Origin of the sequence: Nocardiopsis sp. NPDC006832 (genome assembly GCF_040635885.1) — a bacterium.
Lineage (GTDB): Bacteria > Actinomycetota > Actinomycetes > Streptosporangiales > Streptosporangiaceae > Nocardiopsis.
The window spans coordinates 119,195-136,627 of the sequence record NZ_JBEYLC010000006.1; the positions used below are offsets into that span (position 1 = coordinate 119,195).

The 17,433-nt window shown below is 69.3% G+C and carries 16 protein-coding genes; 7 read left to right on the top strand and 9 right to left on the bottom strand.

Going from position 1 to position 17,433, the window contains the following annotated elements:
- Positions 1-85: 85 nt before the first annotated feature.
- From glgX to ABZ717_RS04885, 3 genes are all read right to left on the bottom strand, one after another.
- Complete coding sequence (gene glgX, locus ABZ717_RS04875) at positions 86-2,242, bottom strand: glycogen debranching protein GlgX (protein WP_358505688.1); 2,157 nt, start codon at positions 2,240-2,242, stop codon at positions 86-88.
- Positions 2,243-2,433: 191 nt separating this feature from the next.
- On the bottom strand, positions 2,434-4,065 hold the full coding sequence (locus ABZ717_RS04880) for an acyl-CoA dehydrogenase family protein (RefSeq protein WP_358505691.1): 1,632 nt from the start codon (positions 4,063-4,065) through the stop codon (positions 2,434-2,436).
- Positions 4,066-4,160: 95 nt separating this feature from the next.
- Positions 4,161-4,817, bottom strand: coding sequence for a pyridoxal 5'-phosphate synthase (locus tag ABZ717_RS04885; protein ID WP_358505694.1), 657 nt, complete (start codon positions 4,815-4,817; stop codon positions 4,161-4,163).
- 221 nt (positions 4,818-5,038) lie between these two features.
- Here ABZ717_RS04885 and ABZ717_RS04890 point away from each other — a divergent pair, with 221 nt between their 5' ends.
- Positions 5,039-6,220 (top strand): MFS transporter, encoded by a 1,182-nt coding sequence (locus ABZ717_RS04890; protein WP_358505697.1) that lies wholly within the window; start codon positions 5,039-5,041, stop codon positions 6,218-6,220.
- Between the two features lie 60 nt (positions 6,221-6,280).
- On the opposite strand, the gene ABZ717_RS04895 is transcribed toward ABZ717_RS04890, so the two are convergent.
- The 5 genes from ABZ717_RS04895 to ABZ717_RS04915 form a co-directional block, all read right to left on the bottom strand.
- A complete protein-coding gene (locus tag ABZ717_RS04895; protein WP_358505699.1) occupies positions 6,281-7,054 on the bottom strand; it encodes a sirohydrochlorin chelatase in 774 nt (257 codons plus the stop codon).
- Complete coding sequence (locus tag ABZ717_RS04900) at positions 7,051-7,746, bottom strand: phosphoadenylyl-sulfate reductase (protein WP_358505702.1); 696 nt, start codon at positions 7,744-7,746, stop codon at positions 7,051-7,053. Before ABZ717_RS04900 ends, ABZ717_RS04895 begins: the two co-directional genes overlap by 4 nt.
- The gene (locus ABZ717_RS04905) at positions 7,743-7,949 is read right to left on the bottom strand and encodes a hypothetical protein (RefSeq protein ID WP_358505705.1); all 207 of its coding nucleotides are present in this window, start codon (positions 7,947-7,949) and stop codon (positions 7,743-7,745) included. The genes ABZ717_RS04900 and ABZ717_RS04905 overlap by 4 nt, the downstream gene beginning before the upstream one ends.
- Positions 7,950-8,042: 93 nt before the next feature.
- Positions 8,043-9,740, bottom strand: coding sequence for a nitrite/sulfite reductase (locus tag ABZ717_RS04910; protein ID WP_358505708.1), 1,698 nt, complete (start codon positions 9,738-9,740; stop codon positions 8,043-8,045).
- Between the two features lie 192 nt (positions 9,741-9,932).
- Positions 9,933-10,022 (bottom strand): putative leader peptide, encoded by a 90-nt coding sequence (locus ABZ717_RS04915; RefSeq protein ID WP_358505711.1) that lies wholly within the window; start codon positions 10,020-10,022, stop codon positions 9,933-9,935.
- 138 nt (positions 10,023-10,160) lie between these two features.
- Between ABZ717_RS04915 and ABZ717_RS04920 the strand changes: the two genes are divergently transcribed.
- From ABZ717_RS04920 to ABZ717_RS04940, 5 genes are all read left to right on the top strand, one after another.
- On the top strand, positions 10,161-11,171 hold the full coding sequence (locus tag ABZ717_RS04920; protein ID WP_358505714.1) for a YihY/virulence factor BrkB family protein: 1,011 nt from the start codon (positions 10,161-10,163) through the stop codon (positions 11,169-11,171).
- A 113-nt stretch (positions 11,172-11,284) separates the two neighbouring features.
- The gene (locus ABZ717_RS04925) at positions 11,285-11,740 is read left to right on the top strand and encodes a hypothetical protein (protein ID WP_358505717.1); all 456 of its coding nucleotides are present in this window, start codon (positions 11,285-11,287) and stop codon (positions 11,738-11,740) included.
- Entirely contained in the window at positions 11,737-12,540 is an 804-nt protein-coding gene (locus ABZ717_RS04930) for a hypothetical protein (protein ID WP_358505720.1), read from the top strand. Before ABZ717_RS04925 ends, ABZ717_RS04930 begins: the two co-directional genes overlap by 4 nt.
- A gap of 376 nt (positions 12,541-12,916) precedes the next feature.
- On the top strand, positions 12,917-14,395 hold the full coding sequence (locus tag ABZ717_RS04935; protein ID WP_358505723.1) for a hypothetical protein: 1,479 nt from the start codon (positions 12,917-12,919) through the stop codon (positions 14,393-14,395).
- 30 nt (positions 14,396-14,425) lie between these two features.
- Positions 14,426-15,175 (top strand): hypothetical protein, encoded by a 750-nt coding sequence (locus tag ABZ717_RS04940; RefSeq protein WP_358505726.1) that lies wholly within the window; start codon positions 14,426-14,428, stop codon positions 15,173-15,175.
- Positions 15,176-15,257: 82 nt separating this feature from the next.
- Here the strand turns inward: ABZ717_RS04940 and ABZ717_RS04945 are convergent, their stop codons facing one another.
- Positions 15,258-16,457, bottom strand: coding sequence for an MFS transporter (locus ABZ717_RS04945; RefSeq protein WP_358505729.1), 1,200 nt, complete (start codon positions 16,455-16,457; stop codon positions 15,258-15,260).
- Between the two features lie 334 nt (positions 16,458-16,791).
- Here ABZ717_RS04945 and ABZ717_RS04950 point away from each other — a divergent pair, with 334 nt between their 5' ends.
- Positions 16,792-17,352 carry a GNAT family protein gene (locus ABZ717_RS04950; RefSeq protein WP_358505732.1) on the top strand — a complete coding sequence of 187 codons (561 nt, stop codon included), beginning with the start codon at positions 16,792-16,794 and terminating at the stop codon, positions 17,350-17,352.
- The last annotated feature ends 81 nt before the right edge of the window (positions 17,353-17,433 follow it).

Here is a 17,433-nt window from a genome sequence, read left to right on the forward strand (position 1 = left end):
CGACTTCTCGGGGCGCCGGCACACTCCGAGGGCCGGGCCCCTCCCGGCACGCGTGCGGGCGCTGCCGAGAGGGGCCGGCCGTACCTCAGCCGTGGTGGGGCGAGACGCGCCGCAGCAGCATCAGGGCGCGGTCGATCACCCGCACCGGGCAACCCGCGGTAACGAACGGACGCCCTCCCACGTCCGGTTCGGCGGTGTCCAGGACCGTCTCCCACGCCATGCCGTACTCGGTCCCGGGCAGTTTGAACTCCACCGCGTCCGGTCCGCTGTTGAGCAGCAGTACGAACGAGCGGTCCCGGATCGTGCGCCCCCGCGGGTCGGGCTCGGTGATGGCGTCCCCGTTGAGGAACACGCCGAGGGCACGGTCGCCGCTGTTCCAGTCGTTGCCCTCCATGGCAGACCCGTCCCGGCGCAGCCACGAGATGTCGGGCAGCCCGTCCTCGCCGGACCCCTCACCGGGGAGACCGCCCTCCACCGGGCTGCCGCGGAAGAACCTGCGGCGGCGGAACACCGGGTGCTCCCTGCGCAGCCGGGCCAGCTCGCGCACGTAGTCCAGCAGGTCGTTCTCCGGGTACTCCCCGGCCGGCCCCGCGCCCTCCCAGTCGATCCAGGAGATCTCGTTGTCCTGGCAGTAGGCGTTGTTGTTGCCACCCTGGGTGCGTCCCACCTCGTCGCCGTGCGAGAGCATCACCACGCCCTGGGACAGGTACAGGGTGGCGAGGTAGTTGCGGACCTGCCTGCGGCGCAGGGTGAGGATGGCCGGGTCCTCGGTGGGCCCCTCCACCCCGTGGTTCCAGGAACGGTTGTCGTTGGTACCGTCCCGGTTCCCCTCGCCGTTGGCCTCGTTGTGCTTGTGGTCGTAGGAGACCAGGTCGGCCATGGTGAAGCCGTCGTGGCAGGTGATGAAGTTGATCGAGGCCACGGGGCGGCGCCCGTCGTCCTGGTACAGGTCGCTGGACCCGGCCAACCGGGAGGCCAGCTCGCCCTTGACCGGTTCACCCCGCCAGAAGTCGCGCACCGTGTCCCGGTACTTGCCGTTCCACTCGGTCCACAGTGGTGGGAAGTTGCCCACCTGATAGCCGCCAGGGCCCACGTCCCAGGGTTCGGCGATCAGCTTGACCTGGGAGATCACCGGATCCTGTTGGACTATGTCGAAGAACGTGCTCAGCCGGTCGACGTCGTGGAACTCCCGGGCCAGTGCCGAGGCCAGGTCGAAGCGGAACCCGTCCACGTGCATCTCCAGGACCCAGTAGCGCAGCGAGTCCATGATGAGCTGGAGCGAGTGCGGGTACCGCACGTTGAGGCTGTTGCCACAGCCCGTGTAGTCGAGGTAGTAGCGCTGGTCCTCGTCCACCACCCGGTAGTAGCCCAGGTTGTCGATGCCCCGCCAGGAAAGGGTGGGACCCATGTGGTCGCCCTCGGCGGTGTGGTTGTAGACCACGTCGAGCAGTACCTCGATGCCCGCCTCGTGCAGCGACTTCACCATCGCCTTGAACTCCTGGACCTGCTGTCCGCGGGATCCGCGGGCCGCGTACCCGCTGTGCGGGGCCAGGAACGCCAACGTGTTGTAGCCCCAGTAGTTGGTCAGACCGCGCGCCACCATGGCGTGTTCGGGGACGAAGTGGTGCACCGGCATGAGCTCGACCGCGGTCACCCCCAGGGAGGTGAGGTAGTCGATCATCGCCGGGTGTCCCAGCCCCGAGTAGGTGCCTCTCTGGTGTTCGGGGATGCCCGGGTGGCGCATCGTCAGGCCGCGCACGTGGGCCTCGTAGATCACCGTCTGGTGGTACGGGGTGCGCGGACGAGACTCGTTGCCCCAGTCGAAGAACGGGCTGACCACCACGCACTTGGGCACGTAGGGAGCGCTGTCGGCGGTGTTCTTTCGGTCTGGGGAGGCGAAGTGGTAGCTGAACAACGACTCATGCCAGGTGAGCTCGCCGTTGAGCGCCTTGGCGTAGGGGTCGGTGAGCAGTTTGTTCGGGTTGCAGCGCAGGCCCTGTTCGGGTGCGTAGGGTCCATGGACCCGGTATCCGTACTGTTGGCCCGGGCCCACCCCGGGAAGGTACCCGTGCCAGACGAAGCCGTCGTATTCGGTCAGGGGTATGCGTGTTTCCACCCCCTCGTCATCGAACAGGCACAGTTCCACCTGTTCGGCCGCTTCTGAGAAGAGCGAGAAATTGGTGCCGGAACCATCGTAGGTCGCACCGAGCGGATAGGAACTACCTGGCCAGACTTCCACCATAGGCGTCGTCAGTCTCTTGTGTTCGGGGCCCGGAAGGGCGCTTTGGCGTTGCGCCTTCTTCCTTCCGCCAAGGCGGCAAAAGTATGCCGAAACAGACCGACGTTCCTGCGCCGGCCTGTTTCGCGAGTCTTCTTATGGTGATTTGTGTCGGATTTGCGAGGTCGTTCGATAAAATACCGATGGTGAATATTTCACCGACGTGGACGGGCCCTTTCCAGGATCAGGCCGGTGTCCACTCCACGGGGCAGGGTTCCGAACACGTGCCCCCACCCGCCGCCGAGTCGGGAGGCGGTGAACGCCTCGGCCACCGGGGTCGGCGCGTGCCGTAGCAACACCGACGCCTGCAGGGTCAGGGCCATCAGCTCGACCACGGAACGCGCCCGATACTGCATCTCGTCCACGTCGCCCAGGGCCTGCTCCAAACGCTTGAGGGCGGTGTCGTAGTGGTCGTCGGCGCCCGCGGCGGCGCGCAGTTCGGTGAGGAAGGCCTCCACCGACTCCGGAGACCTGGCCATCGCGCGCAGCACGTCCAACGCCGCCACGTTGCCCGAGCCCTCCCAGATGGAGTTGAGGGGCGAGTCCCGGAACAGCCGGGGCATGCCCGACTCCTCCACGTACCCGTTGCCGCCCAGGCACTCCAGCGCCTCGGCGGCGTGCGCGGGCTGGCGCTTGGTGATCCAGAACTTGCCCACGGCCACACCGAGCCGACGGAACGCGGTCTCGCCCTCGTCGCCGCGCACGGAGCGGTCGGCGGCCCCCGCCAGACGCATCATGAGGGCCGTGGCCGCCTCCGATTCCAACGCCAGGTCGGCGAGCACGTTGCGCATCAGCGGTTGGTCGACCAGCCGCTCACCGAACGCGCTGCGCGTCTCGGCGTGGTGCAGCGCCTGCACCAGCGCGACGCGCATCCCCGAGGCCGAACCGATCACGCAGTCCAGGCGGGTGCCGTTGACCATCTCGATGATGGTGCGCACGCCCCGCCCCGGCTCGCCCACCAGGTGCGCGACCGCGCCGTCGTACTCAAGCTCCGCGGAGGCGTTCGACCGGTTGCCCAGCTTGTCCTTCAACCGTTGGACGAACAACTTGTTACGGGTTCCGTCGGGCAGTACCCGCGGTACCAGGAAACAGGTCAGCCCCTCCGGTGCCTGCGCCAAGGTCAGGAACACGTCGCTCATCGGCGCGGAGGTGAACCACTTGTGCCCGGTGAGCAGGTAATGGCCCTCGGAGGTGGCGACCGCGCGCGTGGTGTTGGCGCGCACGTCCGAACCGCCCTGCTTCTCGGTCATGGACATGCCCGCGATCAGGCCGCTCTTGCCCAGCGGCGGACGCAGCCCGAAATCGTAGGAACGGGCGGTGAGCAGCGGCTCGTACCGGGCGGCCAACTCGGGGGAGTGGCGTAGCGCCGGCACCGCCGCGTAGGTCATCGAGATGGGACACCCGTGCCCGCTCTCGGCCTGGGACCACAGGAAGAACTTGGCGGCGCGGGCCACGTGCGCGCCCGCGCGATCGTCCGCCCACGGTGCGGCGTGCATGCCGTGTTCCACCGCCTGGTCCATCAGGACGTGGTAGGCGGGCTGGTAATCGATCTCGTCCACCCGGTGGCCGTAACGGTCATGGGTGCGCAGCACGGGGGTGTAGGTGTTGGCGGACTCGCCCCAGGCGCGGACGCGCTCCGAACCCGCGGCCGAGCCGACCTCTCGCACTTCGGCCTCGGCCCAGCCCGCGCCCTCGCGGCGCAGACCGTCCAAGAGCGCGGGGTCGTCGGCGGCGTCGTGGTCGCCGAGCGGTGTGGCCTGGTTGAACACCTCGTGTGTGGCGGACATGCCGGCTCCGTTCCTGGTCCGAGGGCGGCGAGTGGGTGAGCCGCATCATATCCGCACGCCGACCTCGAACAGAATCTCGTTCGGTCTCCTTCGGGTCAGGGCCACAACAGCCCGCGACGCCACTCCGTGCCCTCGCGTTCGTAGCGCAGTCGGGTGTGTCTGCGGTCCGGGTCGCCCTGCCAGAACTCCACCTCCCACGGCCGCACCAGGTACAGGCCCCAGTCGTCGGGAGCCAGGTCGGGGTCGGCCACCAACCGGGCGCGGCTCCGCTCGGCCTCGCGGTGGATCTCCGCCGTCTCACTCAGGGATTCGCTCTGGCGACCGTGCAGCCCGGCCACCCGCCCCTCCAACGGCCGATCGCGGAAGTCGGCCGCTCGGGCCTGGGCGTCGGCGAGTTCGGCCCGGCCCCGGATCCGCACCTGGCGTCCCTGCGGGCCCCAGAAGAACAGCAGGGCCACGTTCGGGTTCTGGGCCAGGTCACGCCCCTTGGCGGAGGTCGTGGTCGTGGCGAACCACCATCCCCGCTCGGTGAGGTCCTTCAGGATGAGGACCCGGGCGGAGGGTGCCCCGTCGGCGTCGACGGTGGCCACCGTCATCGCGTGCGGTTCGGCGACCCCGGCGGCCACCGCGCCGGCGAACCAGTCCCGGAACAGCTCCAGCGGGTCCGCCGGCGCGGTCTGCGGATCGAAGGACGCCAGGGGACCGGCGAACACCGTCAACCCGCGCAACAGGTCTCGCATGCTCTCGGACATTTCGTGACTCCCCCTTCGGGTCGGCGTCGACACGTCGAATCTATCGAGGCGGACAGGGGAGACGGCGGCCGGGGCCACTCGTGGGACACCGACCCGGTGACGGCGGCGACCCCGGGCTCCCGATATGATGCCGGACGCCGATCGGCGTCCTATGCGAGCAGTGATCCCCTGATGGGACGACTCCCGTGCCGCCGCTATGGTCACGGAGCGAAAAGGGGAACATGACCAGCGAGGAAACCCGTGGACGCGCGAGGTGGCTCTTGGGCCTCCTGGGTAGCGTGATGCTCACCCACACCGCGCTCAACCTCGCCCGACCGCTCATCTCCTATCGGACCATCGCCGTGGGCGGCGACGCCTTCGAGGTCGGGTTGGTCACCGCCGCCTACGCCCTGTTGCCCCTGGTCATGGCGGTCTCCGTGGGCCGTTTCACCGACCGTGCGGGTCGTATCACCTGGCTCGCGGGTCTGGGAGCGCTCATCCTGTCCGTGGGCGGGTTCTCCCTCGCCGTCTCCGGGGGCCTGTTCGGGCTGGCGCTGGCGAGCACCGTCGTGGGCGTGGGCCACCTGCTGTGCATGGTCGCGGCCCAGGCGCTCATCGCCCGCTACTCGCGTCCCGAGAACCTGGACCGCGACTTCGGCTGGTTCACCGCCGCCGCGTCCCTGGGCCAGCTCGCCGGGCCACTGATCTCCGGCGTCATCCTCGACGACGCCTCGGGCCCCGCCCTGCTCTCGGCCACCTCCACCGCCCTGGTGGTCGCCGGGGTCGTGGCGTCCCTGGGCGTGCTGCCACTGCTGCCGCTGGCGCGCCTGCGACCGATCCAACGCACCGCCGAGCAGAAGGCCGCGCCCCCGGTGCCCACCCGGGACCTGCTGCGCCGTCGCCGGATGCCCTCCGCGCTGCTCACCAGCCTGGCGTTGCTGACGGCGGTGGACCTTCTCACCGCCTACCTGCCGCTCATCGCGGAGACCCGCGGCATCTCCCCGATGCTCGTCGGCGTGCTGCTGAGTCTGCGGGCGGGCTCCTCCCTGCTCTCCAGGCTGATCCTGCCGCGGATGCTGCGGCGTTGGTCCCGCAAGGCCCTCATCATCGCCAGCACGTCCGTGTCGGCCGTCGCGCTGGCCCTGGTGGCATTGCCCACGAGCGGTTTCGCCGTCTTGGCGGTGGTCCTGCTGGTGGGCGGATTCCTCCTCGGTGTGGGCCAACCCCTCACCATGGCCGAGGTCGCCACGTTGGCCCCCGAAGGGGCCCGTGGCGCGGCCCTGGCGCTGCGCATCTGGGGCAATCGGATGGGCCAGGTGGCCATCCCGGCCGCGGCGGCCGGTGTCGCCGGTGTGGTGGGAGCCCCCGGCGCCCTGCTGTTCTCGGCGTTGGTCCTGGTCACCGCGGCGATCACCGCGAGATGACCCCGAACACCAAGAGCGGGTGGCCCCGAGGGATCACCCGCTCTTCGTGTTCGGTTCGCCTCAGACCACCGCGTGACGGGCGGTCACCGTGGCGTCGTAGCGTTCCAACACGATCCGGGCGAGCTCGGGAGAGTCGCCCAGGGCGGGGGAGACCACGGCCGCCCCCGCCGCCATCGACCGATCATGGATCCGGTCGGCGAAGAACCCCGGCGCCAACAGGTAGGTGGCCACCGCCACCCGCCCGGCCCCGCGTTCCCGCGCCGCCGTGACCGCCTCATCGGGTGTGGGGGAGGCGGCCGACGCGTAGGCGGCCACCACCTCACGCCACGGGCCGCGCTCGGCCAGTTCCTCGGCCAGCCGTGCCACCACGGCGTTGGCCTCCGCGTCGCTGGACCCGGCCGAACAGAGCACCAGCGCGGTGTCGGGATCGGCGCGCGCGCCCACCTCGTTCAAGCGCCGCTCCACCGCCGAGGACAGCGACGGGTGCGGCCCCAAGGTGTCGGCGTGGTACACCCGCAACCAGGGACTGCGCTCGCGTGCCGTGGCCAGTACCTCGGGCAGGTCCACCTTGCTGTGGAAGGCCGCCGTCAGCAGGGTCGGCAGGACCACCACCTCACCGGCTCCGCCCGCGGCCAGTTCGTCCAACGCTTCCTCGGCGCCGGGCGCCACGTGGTCCAGGTAGGACAGTCGAACGTCCAGTTCCGGGCGCAGCGCGCGCACCCGGTGGAACAGTGCCGAGACCGCCTCGGCCGATCTCGGGTCCCGGCTCCCGTGGGCCACCGCGAGCAAGGGGATGGACGTGCCCCCTCGCTCGGCCCGCTCGTCGCCGCTCATGTGTGGATTCCGCACTCGGTCTTGCCGCTGCCGGCCCAACGCCCGCTGCGGGGGTCCTCGCCCGGGGCGACCCGACGGGTGCACGGCTCGCAGCCGATCGAGGGGTAGCCGTCGTACTGGAGCGGATTCACCAGCACACCGTGTTCACCCATGTAGGCGTCCACCTCCTCCTGGGTCCATCGTGCGATCGGGTTGACCTTGGTCATCCTTCGACGCTTGTCCCACTGCACGACGGGGGTGCCGCGGCGGGTCACCGAGTCCTCCCGGCGCAGACCGGTCAACCACGCCGAGTAGGGCTCCAGCGCCCGCTGTAGGGGTTCCACCTTGCGCAGGTGGCAGCAGATACCGGGGTCGCGGTTGTGCAACCGCGGACCCAGAACCAGGTCCTGCCCGGCGACGGTCCGCTTCGGCTCCACGGTGATGAGGTTGATGTCGTAGATGGACTCCACCGCGTCACGGGTGCCGATGGTCTCGGCGAAGTGGTAGCCGGTGTCGAGGAAGATCACGTCGATCCCCGGCAGCGTCTTGGCGGCGAGGTCGACCATGAGGGCGTCGGCCATCGAGGAGGTCATGCACAGACGGTCGCCGAAGGCCTCATCGGCCCAGGAGATGATCTCCTGGGCGGTGGCCTCCTCCAGCTCACGCGCGGCGCGCTCGGCCAGTTCGGGACCCTCGGTGATGGTGGCGTTCATTCGTTCCCTTCCGTCGGTCTGGAGGGGACGCCGCCCGGCGAGAACGACGCGGAGCGCAGACCCACGTACTTGACCCGGAACACCCGGGCGCAGGACAGGCAGGCCCAGGGGTAGCCCTCGCCCTTGACGGCGGCGCCCTCCTCGGGCACCAGGTCCTCGTCACCGCAGTAGGGGCAGTAGTAGGGTGCGGCCCTCTCGGACACGGCGCACCTCCTCCTTCGGATCGGGCCCGGCCCCCTGGGGAATCGGGGCCGGGCGGGGCTCGTCGAGCCCGTACGTTCGTTACCGGGACGGCGTCACTTGAGGTCGGCGTCGTCGGCGCGGGCCGCCCACGCCGCGAAGTTCTCGCCGTCCACCCGCTGTGCCTGGAAGCGTCGCAACACCCGCTCGACGTAGTCCGGCAGGTCGTCCGCGGTGCTCTTCAAACCGCGGATCTTCTTGCCGAAGGCCTGGGTGAGGCCCATACCGCCGCCCAGGTGGATCTGGTAGCCCTCCACCTGCTCGCCGCGCTCGTTCAGCATCAACTGGCCCTTGAGACCGATGTCGGCGACCTGGACGCGCGCGCACGAGTTCGGGCAGCCGTTGACGTTGATGCTGATCGGGTCCTCGAAGTCCGGCAGGCGCTTTTCGAGTTCGTCGATCAGAGTGGAGGCGCGGTCCTTGGTCTCCACGATCGCCAACTTGCAGAACTGGATGCCGGTGCAGGCCATCGTCTGGCGACGGAACACGCTCGGGTCGACCTCGTAGCCCTCGGATTTCAGGGAGGCGCTGATCGAGGCGATGCGTTCCTCCTCGACGTCGAGGATGATCAGCTTCTGGTCGGGTGTGGTGCGCACGCGGTCCGAACCGTGCTCCTCGGCGATCTCGGCCACCCGCAGCAGCGAGGTGCCCGACACCCGGCCCACCTTCGGGGCGAAGCCCACGTAGAACCGGCCGTCGTTCTGGCGGTGCACACCCACGTGGTCACGGCGCACGCCCGGGTCCAGGACCGGCTCGGGGCCGTTGGGGAGCTTGTGACCGAGGTACTCGTTCTCCAGCACCTCGCGGAATTTCTCGGCGCCCCAGTCCTTGATCAGGAACTTGATCCGAGCGCGGGTGCGCAGCCGGCGGTAACCGTAGTCGCGGAAGATCCCGGCCACACCCGCCCAGACCTCGCTGACCTGGTCGGGACGCACGAACGCGCCCAGGCGCTTGGCGAACATCGGGTTGGTGGCCAGGCCACCGCCGACGAAGAGGTCGTAGCCCGCCTCGCCCGCCTCGTTGCGCACACCCACGAACGCCACGTCGTTGATCTCGTGGTTGACGCAGTGCACGGTGCAACCCGAGAGGGAGGTCTTGAACTTGCGGGGCAGGTTCGAGAACTCCGGGCTGCCGATGTGCTCGTCGTAGATCTGCCGGATCTGCTCGCTGGGGTCCAGGACCTCTTCCTCGGCCACCCCGGACACCGGGCAGCCCATGATCACACGCGGGGTGTCACCACAGGCCTCGGTGGTGGACAGCCCCACCGACTCCAGCTTCTCCCAGATCGCGGGCACGTCCTCGATCCGGATCCAGTGGTACTGGACGTTCTGGCGGTCGGTGACGTCGGCGGTGTCACGGCCATAGTCGCGGGAGATCTCCGCGATCGCGCGCAGTTGGGCCACGCTCAGCTGCCCACCGTCGATGCGCACACGCAGCATGAAGTAGCGGTCGTCGAGCTCCTCGGGTTCCAGTACGGCGGTCTTGCCGCCGTCGATGCCCGGGGCCCGCTGGGTGTAGAGACCGAACCAGCGGAAACGCCCTCGAAGGTCGGCGGGGTCGATCGAGTCGAACCCGCCCTTGGCGTAGACGTTGACGATCCGATCGCGGACGTTGAGCCCGTCGTCGTTCTTCTTGTTCTCCTCGTTCTTGTTCAGCGGCTCACGGTAGCCGAGGGCCCATTGGCCCTCGCCACGACTGCGCCGAGGTTTGGTGGCCGTCGCGGCCTTGCCGGGCTGCGCGGAAGAGGGAGGCATCGCGGGTGTCTCCGATGGGGTCACGGGGGTGACCACGGTCCCGGTGCCATCACCGCAGGGCCCGTCGGCACCGCACGTCCTCGTGACAGGTGCAACGGGTGAAGTCCGCGTGTGTGGGAGTTCAAGAAGAGGGTGGAGCGCCGGGGCCGCGGGCACCCACTGAGTTCACGGGGTGCTCAAGGCGGCGAGGGTTTATCCGACGCTGCGACAGATGGCGCTGCTGACCCGAAGGAAGTCCACGTGGCGGCGCACGCGGAGCATGGGGTCGATAACAGCGGTCATGCCTTGAGAATGGCACGCCCGTCGGGTCGTTGTCCAGGTGCGCGGTCGTCATAGGCGGGTGACCCACGTCATGTCGCGGTGTCCCCGGTCATGGTGCGAAAGCGCCCGAGCTGCTCCATTACCGCTAACGTTCTCCTTGTGGTGGGTCTTTGGGAGAGCTTGTGGAGAGCGGCCGACGTGTGGCTCCGTCGGCACCCCATGGTTCACAACGGCACCCTGTTGGTCCTGCGCACCATCCGCGCCTTCGCCCGTGACCGCGTGGTCGGCCTGGCCGCCGAGTCGGCCTTCTTCGCGCTGATCTCCCTGCCGGCGCTCCTGTTGTGTCTGTTGGGCGCGCTCGGACCGTTGGCGATGGTCTTCGGTGAGGACCTCGTGGTGGAGATCCGAGAGTGGATGCTGGACCTGGCCGCGCGCATCCTCACCCCCGACACGGTCGCCTCCGTGGTGGAACCGCTCGTGGACGACTTCCTCGGAGGTGTTCAGGGCGGGGTGCTGTCGGTGACGTTCCTGGTGTCCCTGTGGTCGGGCTCGCGCGCGATGAACGTGTTCATCCGCTCCATCACCATCTCCTACGGCCTGGACGAGCTCCGCGGCTGGCTGGGTCAGCGCCTGCTCGCCTTCTTCGCCTACCTCGGCGGCCTGTTCTTCGCCGTGCTGGTGCTGCCGATCCTGGTGGCCGGGCCGGACCTGGTCCACGAACTGTTGCCGATCACCGTGGGCAGACTCAATCTCCTCTACTGGCCTCTCGTGGCCTTGATGGTCACCGCCGCGGTGACGCTGCTGTACGCGCTCAGCGTCCCGGTGCGCACCCCACTGTGGCGCCACCTGCCCGGGGCGGCGCTGGCGACCCTGGTCCTGCTGAGCGGTTCGGCGCTGCTGCGCGCCTACCTGGACGCCTCCTTCGGCCAGGTGAGCATCTACGGGTCACTGGCCGCCCCGATCGCGATCCTGGCCTGGTTGTACGTCATGGCCATCGCGGTGCTCGTGGGGTCTTCCCTCAACTCCGAGATCGACGCCCTGTGGCCGACCGTGCGCACCGCCGCCGCCCGCGCCGACCTCGCCAACCGCCACTTCGAACGCGCCGACCGCATCGCCCAACGCCGGGAACAGGCGGTCATCGACACCATCAACGAACAGAACGGTCGCTGACCACAAACGGCCGAAAGTTCTTACGCCGTCGGCTTTGTCGGTACCCTCACGGTTTCCGGCGGGAGGCCGCGCGCTCGCCGCCCCGAGCCGGATCCCCCACGAAAGGCCCCCGAGTGACCTCCCCCCGATCGTCCCCGGCCAGGGACTGCCTTCTCCTGGGTGTGTGCGCCATGATGTCCGGTCAGTTCTCCATGATGCTGCGCCTGGTGCTCACCGACCACCACCCGCTGCACGATCCCGGTGTCGCCTCGATCCTCATGTCGGGGCTGCTGGTGCTGCTCATGATCACCGTGCTGTTCATCCTGGCCGGGCCCGTGTTGCCCAGGCCGTTCCGTGAACCGGAGGATCCTCCACCGCCGGCACCGTCGACGCCCCGGATCATGACCTGGACCTCGTGGGTCATGGTGGTCGTGCCGGCACTGATGCTCGGGTCGGAGCTGCGCTACCTCCCCGCTCTGTGGCCACTCGCCCTGTTCTCCGTCGCGGCTCTGGCCTTCGCCCTTCTGTGCACCCGGCTCCATCGACGTGAGCGCGCCCGGATCCTCCAAACGAAGGAGTGTGCGCGATGAGGCCCTGGCAGTGGCTGGCGAACGTCCCGGACCTGGCCGTCCTCATCGTGGTCAGTACCGCCCTGACGACGCACTTCATCCAAGACCAAGTGACGGTGCCGATGGGGTTGTGGACGGCTGTGCTTCTCGTTTTCTTTGCTGGAACGGCCTATTTCGTCGGCCTTATGGAGACGACCCCGTCGGAACGGCAGCGGGCCAAGGGGTCCAACCCGCTCGCCGGTATGGCCTTGGTGAACCTGTTTCTGTCGGTGGGCGGTCTTCCCTTCGCGGGGTTCCTGATCATGTGGACCAGGCAGTGGGCGTTGCTCCCCATTCTGTTGGTCGGTCTCGCGGGGCTCGTCCTCTCTTTCGTGTTCTGGAAGCGTGAGCGGTGCGCTCTCCCCGAACCGCTGCCCGAGCCCACCCCCAAACTCGTTGGCATGCCCGTCGACGCTCGGCTTCCGGACGGCTGGATCCCCGTGTACGTGCACCGACCGGGTGGCCGCTACCGCGACATGCTCGTCGACTACCGGCTGTACGTGGACGGTGCCCGGGTGGGAGAGCTCGGGCCGGGACGGACACTGCTGATCGGTCTCACCACGGGGGCGCACGTGTTCCAGGGGCGGATGACCGGGGGCTCCAGCCCGCTCCTGAGCCTGTTTCTGAGCGAGGGCCGCCCGGTCCATCTGGTGCTGGAGCCGAACGGAAGCGACCTGGAGGCCCTGGCGCGGGTGTTCACCCCCGGCGCCTACCTCAGGCTCGCCCATCGGGAGCGGCCGGTCGCCGGTTTCGAGAACGGTGCGCGGGGATCGAACTCGTGAGTCTCCGGAAACGCGGAGTGGCCGGATCCGGCCAGTTTCGGCGTCAACTTCGACACCTTTCTGCGTGTCCGAACCAGTGCCGATGGAACGAAGCGTGCCCGGTGTGCGGCGAGTGATTCCGGATCAACGCAGGTCACCCGATACGTCAAGTGGAAATTGTGGGAGTGATCGCGAACCGTGCCCGTTTTCCCGGCATCAGATACGGTCGGCTGGCTCCTGTGGGGATCAGTATGATCACGTCCAGCAATGACTACGTCTGTGCCGTAACCCCTTGTTCGGTCACCCCGCCGAGCCGCCACCGCACGTCATCGTCGACCACGATCTCCTCTCTCCAATACACGAACAGGTCCATGTTCCACATGCCTTCGGAGGCACCATGAGCCGGGCGTCCCGCCCGGGGCATCCCCGGCCCACCGCCGTCATCGTCATCGCGCCGGACGAACGCAACGCCGAAATCGTCATCGAGGGTCGGCGACAGGTCGTCCAGGGCCAGGCCCCCAAGGAGACCCGGCGCGCGGCGCTGGACGTCGCCACCGGATACGCGGCGCACATCGGCCAGCCGGTGCTCGTGGAAGCACGTGACGCCAACGGTTACTGGCGTCTGCTCGCCACCCCCGACGGGGTCGTCCAGGCCGCCGACCAGCCGGTGCCGGGGCCGCCACAGGGACCTCCGCGGCAGCCTCCGACCGGACCCGGGCCCGCCACGGGCCCCACCGCCCCGAAGGACCGTGCCGCCGGGGCCAAGCGTCGACGCCTGCTCTTGGGCGTCGGCGCCGCCGGTCTGGCCCTGCTGCTCCTGGTCGGGGGCGGCCTGGTCGCCGCGAGGTTCCTCTCCGGCTCCACCGAGGCCTCCGGCGAGGAAGGCGATGACACGACGGTGGAACTGGACCACCCCGCGCCGCCCGGTTTCGCCACCACGGTGGACATCACCGAAGAACTGGCTCCCGACACCCTGCCGTCGGTCGACCGCGAGGGGGAGCGCCTCGCCTACATCGACCCGGCGGAGCGGCTCAACCTGCTCAACGCGGAGGGATCCCGCGAATGGTCGGTCGATCTGCCCTTCGAGGCGGGTAAGGCGCTCGGCAGCCCCCGTTTCGTGGAGTTCGACGGCGGAACCCACGTCGCGCTGGAGACCCCCGGAGCCCTGTGGCTCTGGCCGGAGGAGGGAGGAACCGCCGTCAACGTCGAGTTGACCGAGTCCGCCTCCGCCCAGTTCGTCGGCGACGGCGTCCTGGTGCGCGATGACGACAACGCCTACGTCCTGGTGGACGGAGAACTCGCCAAGGTCGAGACCCCCGGCGGTTCCGCGGCGCTGCTGGCCGAGGACGGCCGCGCGCTCGCCGGCGTTCTCCAGGGGCCCTGGCACTGGGTCGCCCCGGGCGAGGACCCTCAGCGAGTGGAACCCGAACAGCCCGACGGCGCCGGCGATCTGGCCGAGGTCATGACCTTCCTGCGCGGCTACGCGCTCGTCCACTGGGAGACGGACGACGGCGACGGTCACCTCCTCGCCTTCCACGACAACACCGACGGTTCGGTGCTGGGCACCGCCGAGGTCGAGGAGGAGGACCTGGCGGAGGTGCAGCATCGCACCGGCCCCCTCGGCCCGGACCTGGCGGCCTACGGCCCGGTGCTGTTCGCCCCCGGCAGTGGTGAGACCAACGTCGTCCCGGGCTTCGAACCCGAGGTCGCACTCGGCGACCAGGTCTTCGGTGAACTCGACGGGTCCAGGGTGGCGCTCGACGCCTCCGGTGCGCCCACCGACGTTCCCGAGGGCGCAGAGACTCCGCGCGGCCTGCTCGGCGACCGCGCGGTGGTGGTCCACGACGGCCACCTTTATGCCTTTTCCCCTGAGTGATCACTGCACAAGAGAAAAGAAAGGAGTCGGATGTCCCCCAAGAATCGGGTACTCACTGTTACCGCGGCGGGTCTGTTCATGGCCGGTTTCTCCGTCGGTCCGGCGTTCGCCGTGACCGCTGACGAGACCACCCCTGACGTCACCCCCGAGGTGGCCGAGGAGACGGTCGAGTCCCAGCCGGTCGAGCTCGAGATCGACCTCGGCGAGGTCGTGGAGCGTCCCGTCGAGAACGTCTTCAACATCCTCCCCTTTGACGAGGATGGCGAGACGCCTCCCCCCGGCGACGGTGGGGAGGAGCAGCCGCCGCCGGACCCCGTCGACCCGCCGGATGACGGCGACGACGAGGACGATGGCGAGACGCCTCCGGACGAGGGCGAGGAGCCCCCGCCCGGTGGCGAGGAGCCCCCGCCCGGTGACGGTGACGACGGCGACGATGGTGATGACGGCGACGACGGCGAGGACGGTGGCGAGACGCCTCCGCCCGGCGACGACGACGAGACCACGCCGCCGGACGACGGTCAGACCCCTCCCCCCGGTGACGGTGACGACGGCGACGATGGTGGCGACGACGGCGAAGGCGACGACGGTGAGGGTGACCAGGGCCAGACCCCTGGTGCGACCACTCCCACCACGCCGGCTCCGGCGTCGAACGCCGGTGACCCGAACCTCGCCGCGACCGGCGTCGACCTGTCGGGCTTCGTGCTCGGTGGCGCCGTCGTGGCCGGTATCGGTGCTCTGGCCCTGTGGGCCGGCAGCCGCCGTCCGGGCCTGGCCGAGTAACACCGCGTCCGTGCCCACGAGACTGTGGGCCCTGATGTGAGGAGGGCCCCGACCAGCATGGTCGGGGCCCTCCGTCATGTGATCACGACCGTGGACGTAGGGCCGGTGCCAGGAGGAAGGCGGCCGCGCCCCCGACGGCGATCACCCACAGGGCACCGCCCAGGGTCACCGAGTCGGCGAGGAACCCCACGGTCGGGGGGAAGGCCAGGAACCCCACGCGGCCCAGCCACCCCACCAAGGTCACCCCGTCACCGGTGCGCACCCCCGGAACGTTCCCGGCGGCGGCCAGGGTCAGCGGGAACAGGGTGGACACGCCCAGTCCCATCACCCCGAAGCCGATGATCGTGGTGACCGGGTGCGGCAACGCCAGGGCCAGGGCCATGCCACCGGCGGACAGCAGCCCGCTCGCCTGCCCGACGACCACCGCCCCGAACCGGTCGGTGACCCGGTCGCCGATGAGCCGCCCGAACGCCATCATCGCCTGGCATGCCACGAACGGCATGGCGGCCAGGAACAGCGCCGCGTCCAGTTCCGAGGTCATGTACACCGCGCCCCAGGCGGCGGCGGAGTCCTCGATGCCGCCCGCCATCATCAACAACATGCCCAGCGCAAGGAGCAGGACCACGGCGCGACCGGACATGCGGACGCGACCACCACCGTGGCCGTTGGTCCCGTCCTCGCGTTCGCTGTTCTCCGGTCCGGGCAACAGCATGCGGGAGACCACCAGGTTGATCACCACGAGCACGGTGGTCACCCCGCACAGGTGCCACAGGATGGGCACCCCCGCGCCCGCCATGGCGGCACCGAGCAGTCCTCCGGAGACCGCGGCCAGGCTCCAGACCGCGTGGAAGGTGTTGATGATGCTGCGTCGATAGCGTCGCTGCACTCGTAGGCCGTGCGAATTCTGCGCGGAGTCGGTCCAGGTGTCGGCGACGCCCAGGACGAAGAGGGCACCGGCGAGCATCCACCAGTTCTGCGCGAGCGCGATGAATGGGAGCGCTCCCAAGCTGATCAGGCTCGTACCCACCGCGGTCCGACCACTGCCGAACCAGTGGATGAGCGGACCGGCGAACATCCCGGTGAGGATCGCGCCGAACGGCATCGCCGCGATCGCCAATCCCAGTTCCGCGTTACTCAGCCCCAGCCCGTCCTTGATCACGGGGAGCCAGGGCACCGCGTTGGTGTAGGTGAACCCGTTCACGAAGAACAGGGTCGACACCGCGACCCGGGCACGCCTGGCCTCGGGCGGTGGTGTGGTGGCCGTATCGGTCGGGGTGTTCACGGGCGGCTCCCTAAGCGCTTTCGATGCGGGCCGATGCTATCCAGTCCGGTCATCGGATGAACAGTGTTTTGTCGCGCTCGGTCCCGCCGGGCTTGCCTTTCGGAGCGGAGGTGTTTTACATAGGGAACCCGTGTCCTCACCGAGAGCCCGGAAAGGACCCGCTCGACCCCGCCCTCGCCCCACCCCGCCCCGCCCACACCTCGTCCCCCGCCCAGGCCCATGCACCCAGGCCACGCCACCGCGTCCCGTTCCCGCGTGCGGCATCCCCGCCCACCGTCTCCCTCACCCGGGTAATGCCGTGCCCCACGGTCCCGGCCGGAACCGGAAGACCCGCATGATCAACACGAGCGCGCTGCGAGACAAGCCCACCCTCAACGGCGAGAACGTGTCCCTGGTCCCCCTCGGCCCGGAACACACCGACGCCTACTTCGCCGCGGGACTGGACGAGGAGGTCCGTAGACTCACGGGGTCGCACGGGCACCTGACCTATGAGCAGGCGCGCCTGTGGTGTCACGGTCGCGCCGAAGGGGACGACCGCCTGGACCTGGCGATCACCGAACCCAAGGGCGGTCGTTACCTCGGTGAGCTCTCCATCTACTCGGTGTCCCCGGAGAACGAGACCGCCGGCTATCGCATAGCGCTGTCGGCCATCGAGTTCACCGGTAAGGGGCTGGGCCGGGAGGCCACCCAACTGGTCATGCGCTACGCGTTCGAGGAGATCGGCCTGCACCGGCTCTGGCTCCAGGTGTACGCCTTCAACATGCGGGCCATCGCCGTCTACCGTTCCTGCGGTTTCTACGTCGAGGGTCGTCTGCGCGAATCACTGCTGTGGGAGGGGCGCAGACACGACGCGCTGCTGATGGCGGTGCTGCGTGACGGCTTCCGGCCGGCCTGACACCGGGCGATCGGCGGTTTCTCATCTTCCGGTGAAGGGTGCGGGTTTTGCCCGGACCCGGGGTTGTAATCCGTGTACGGC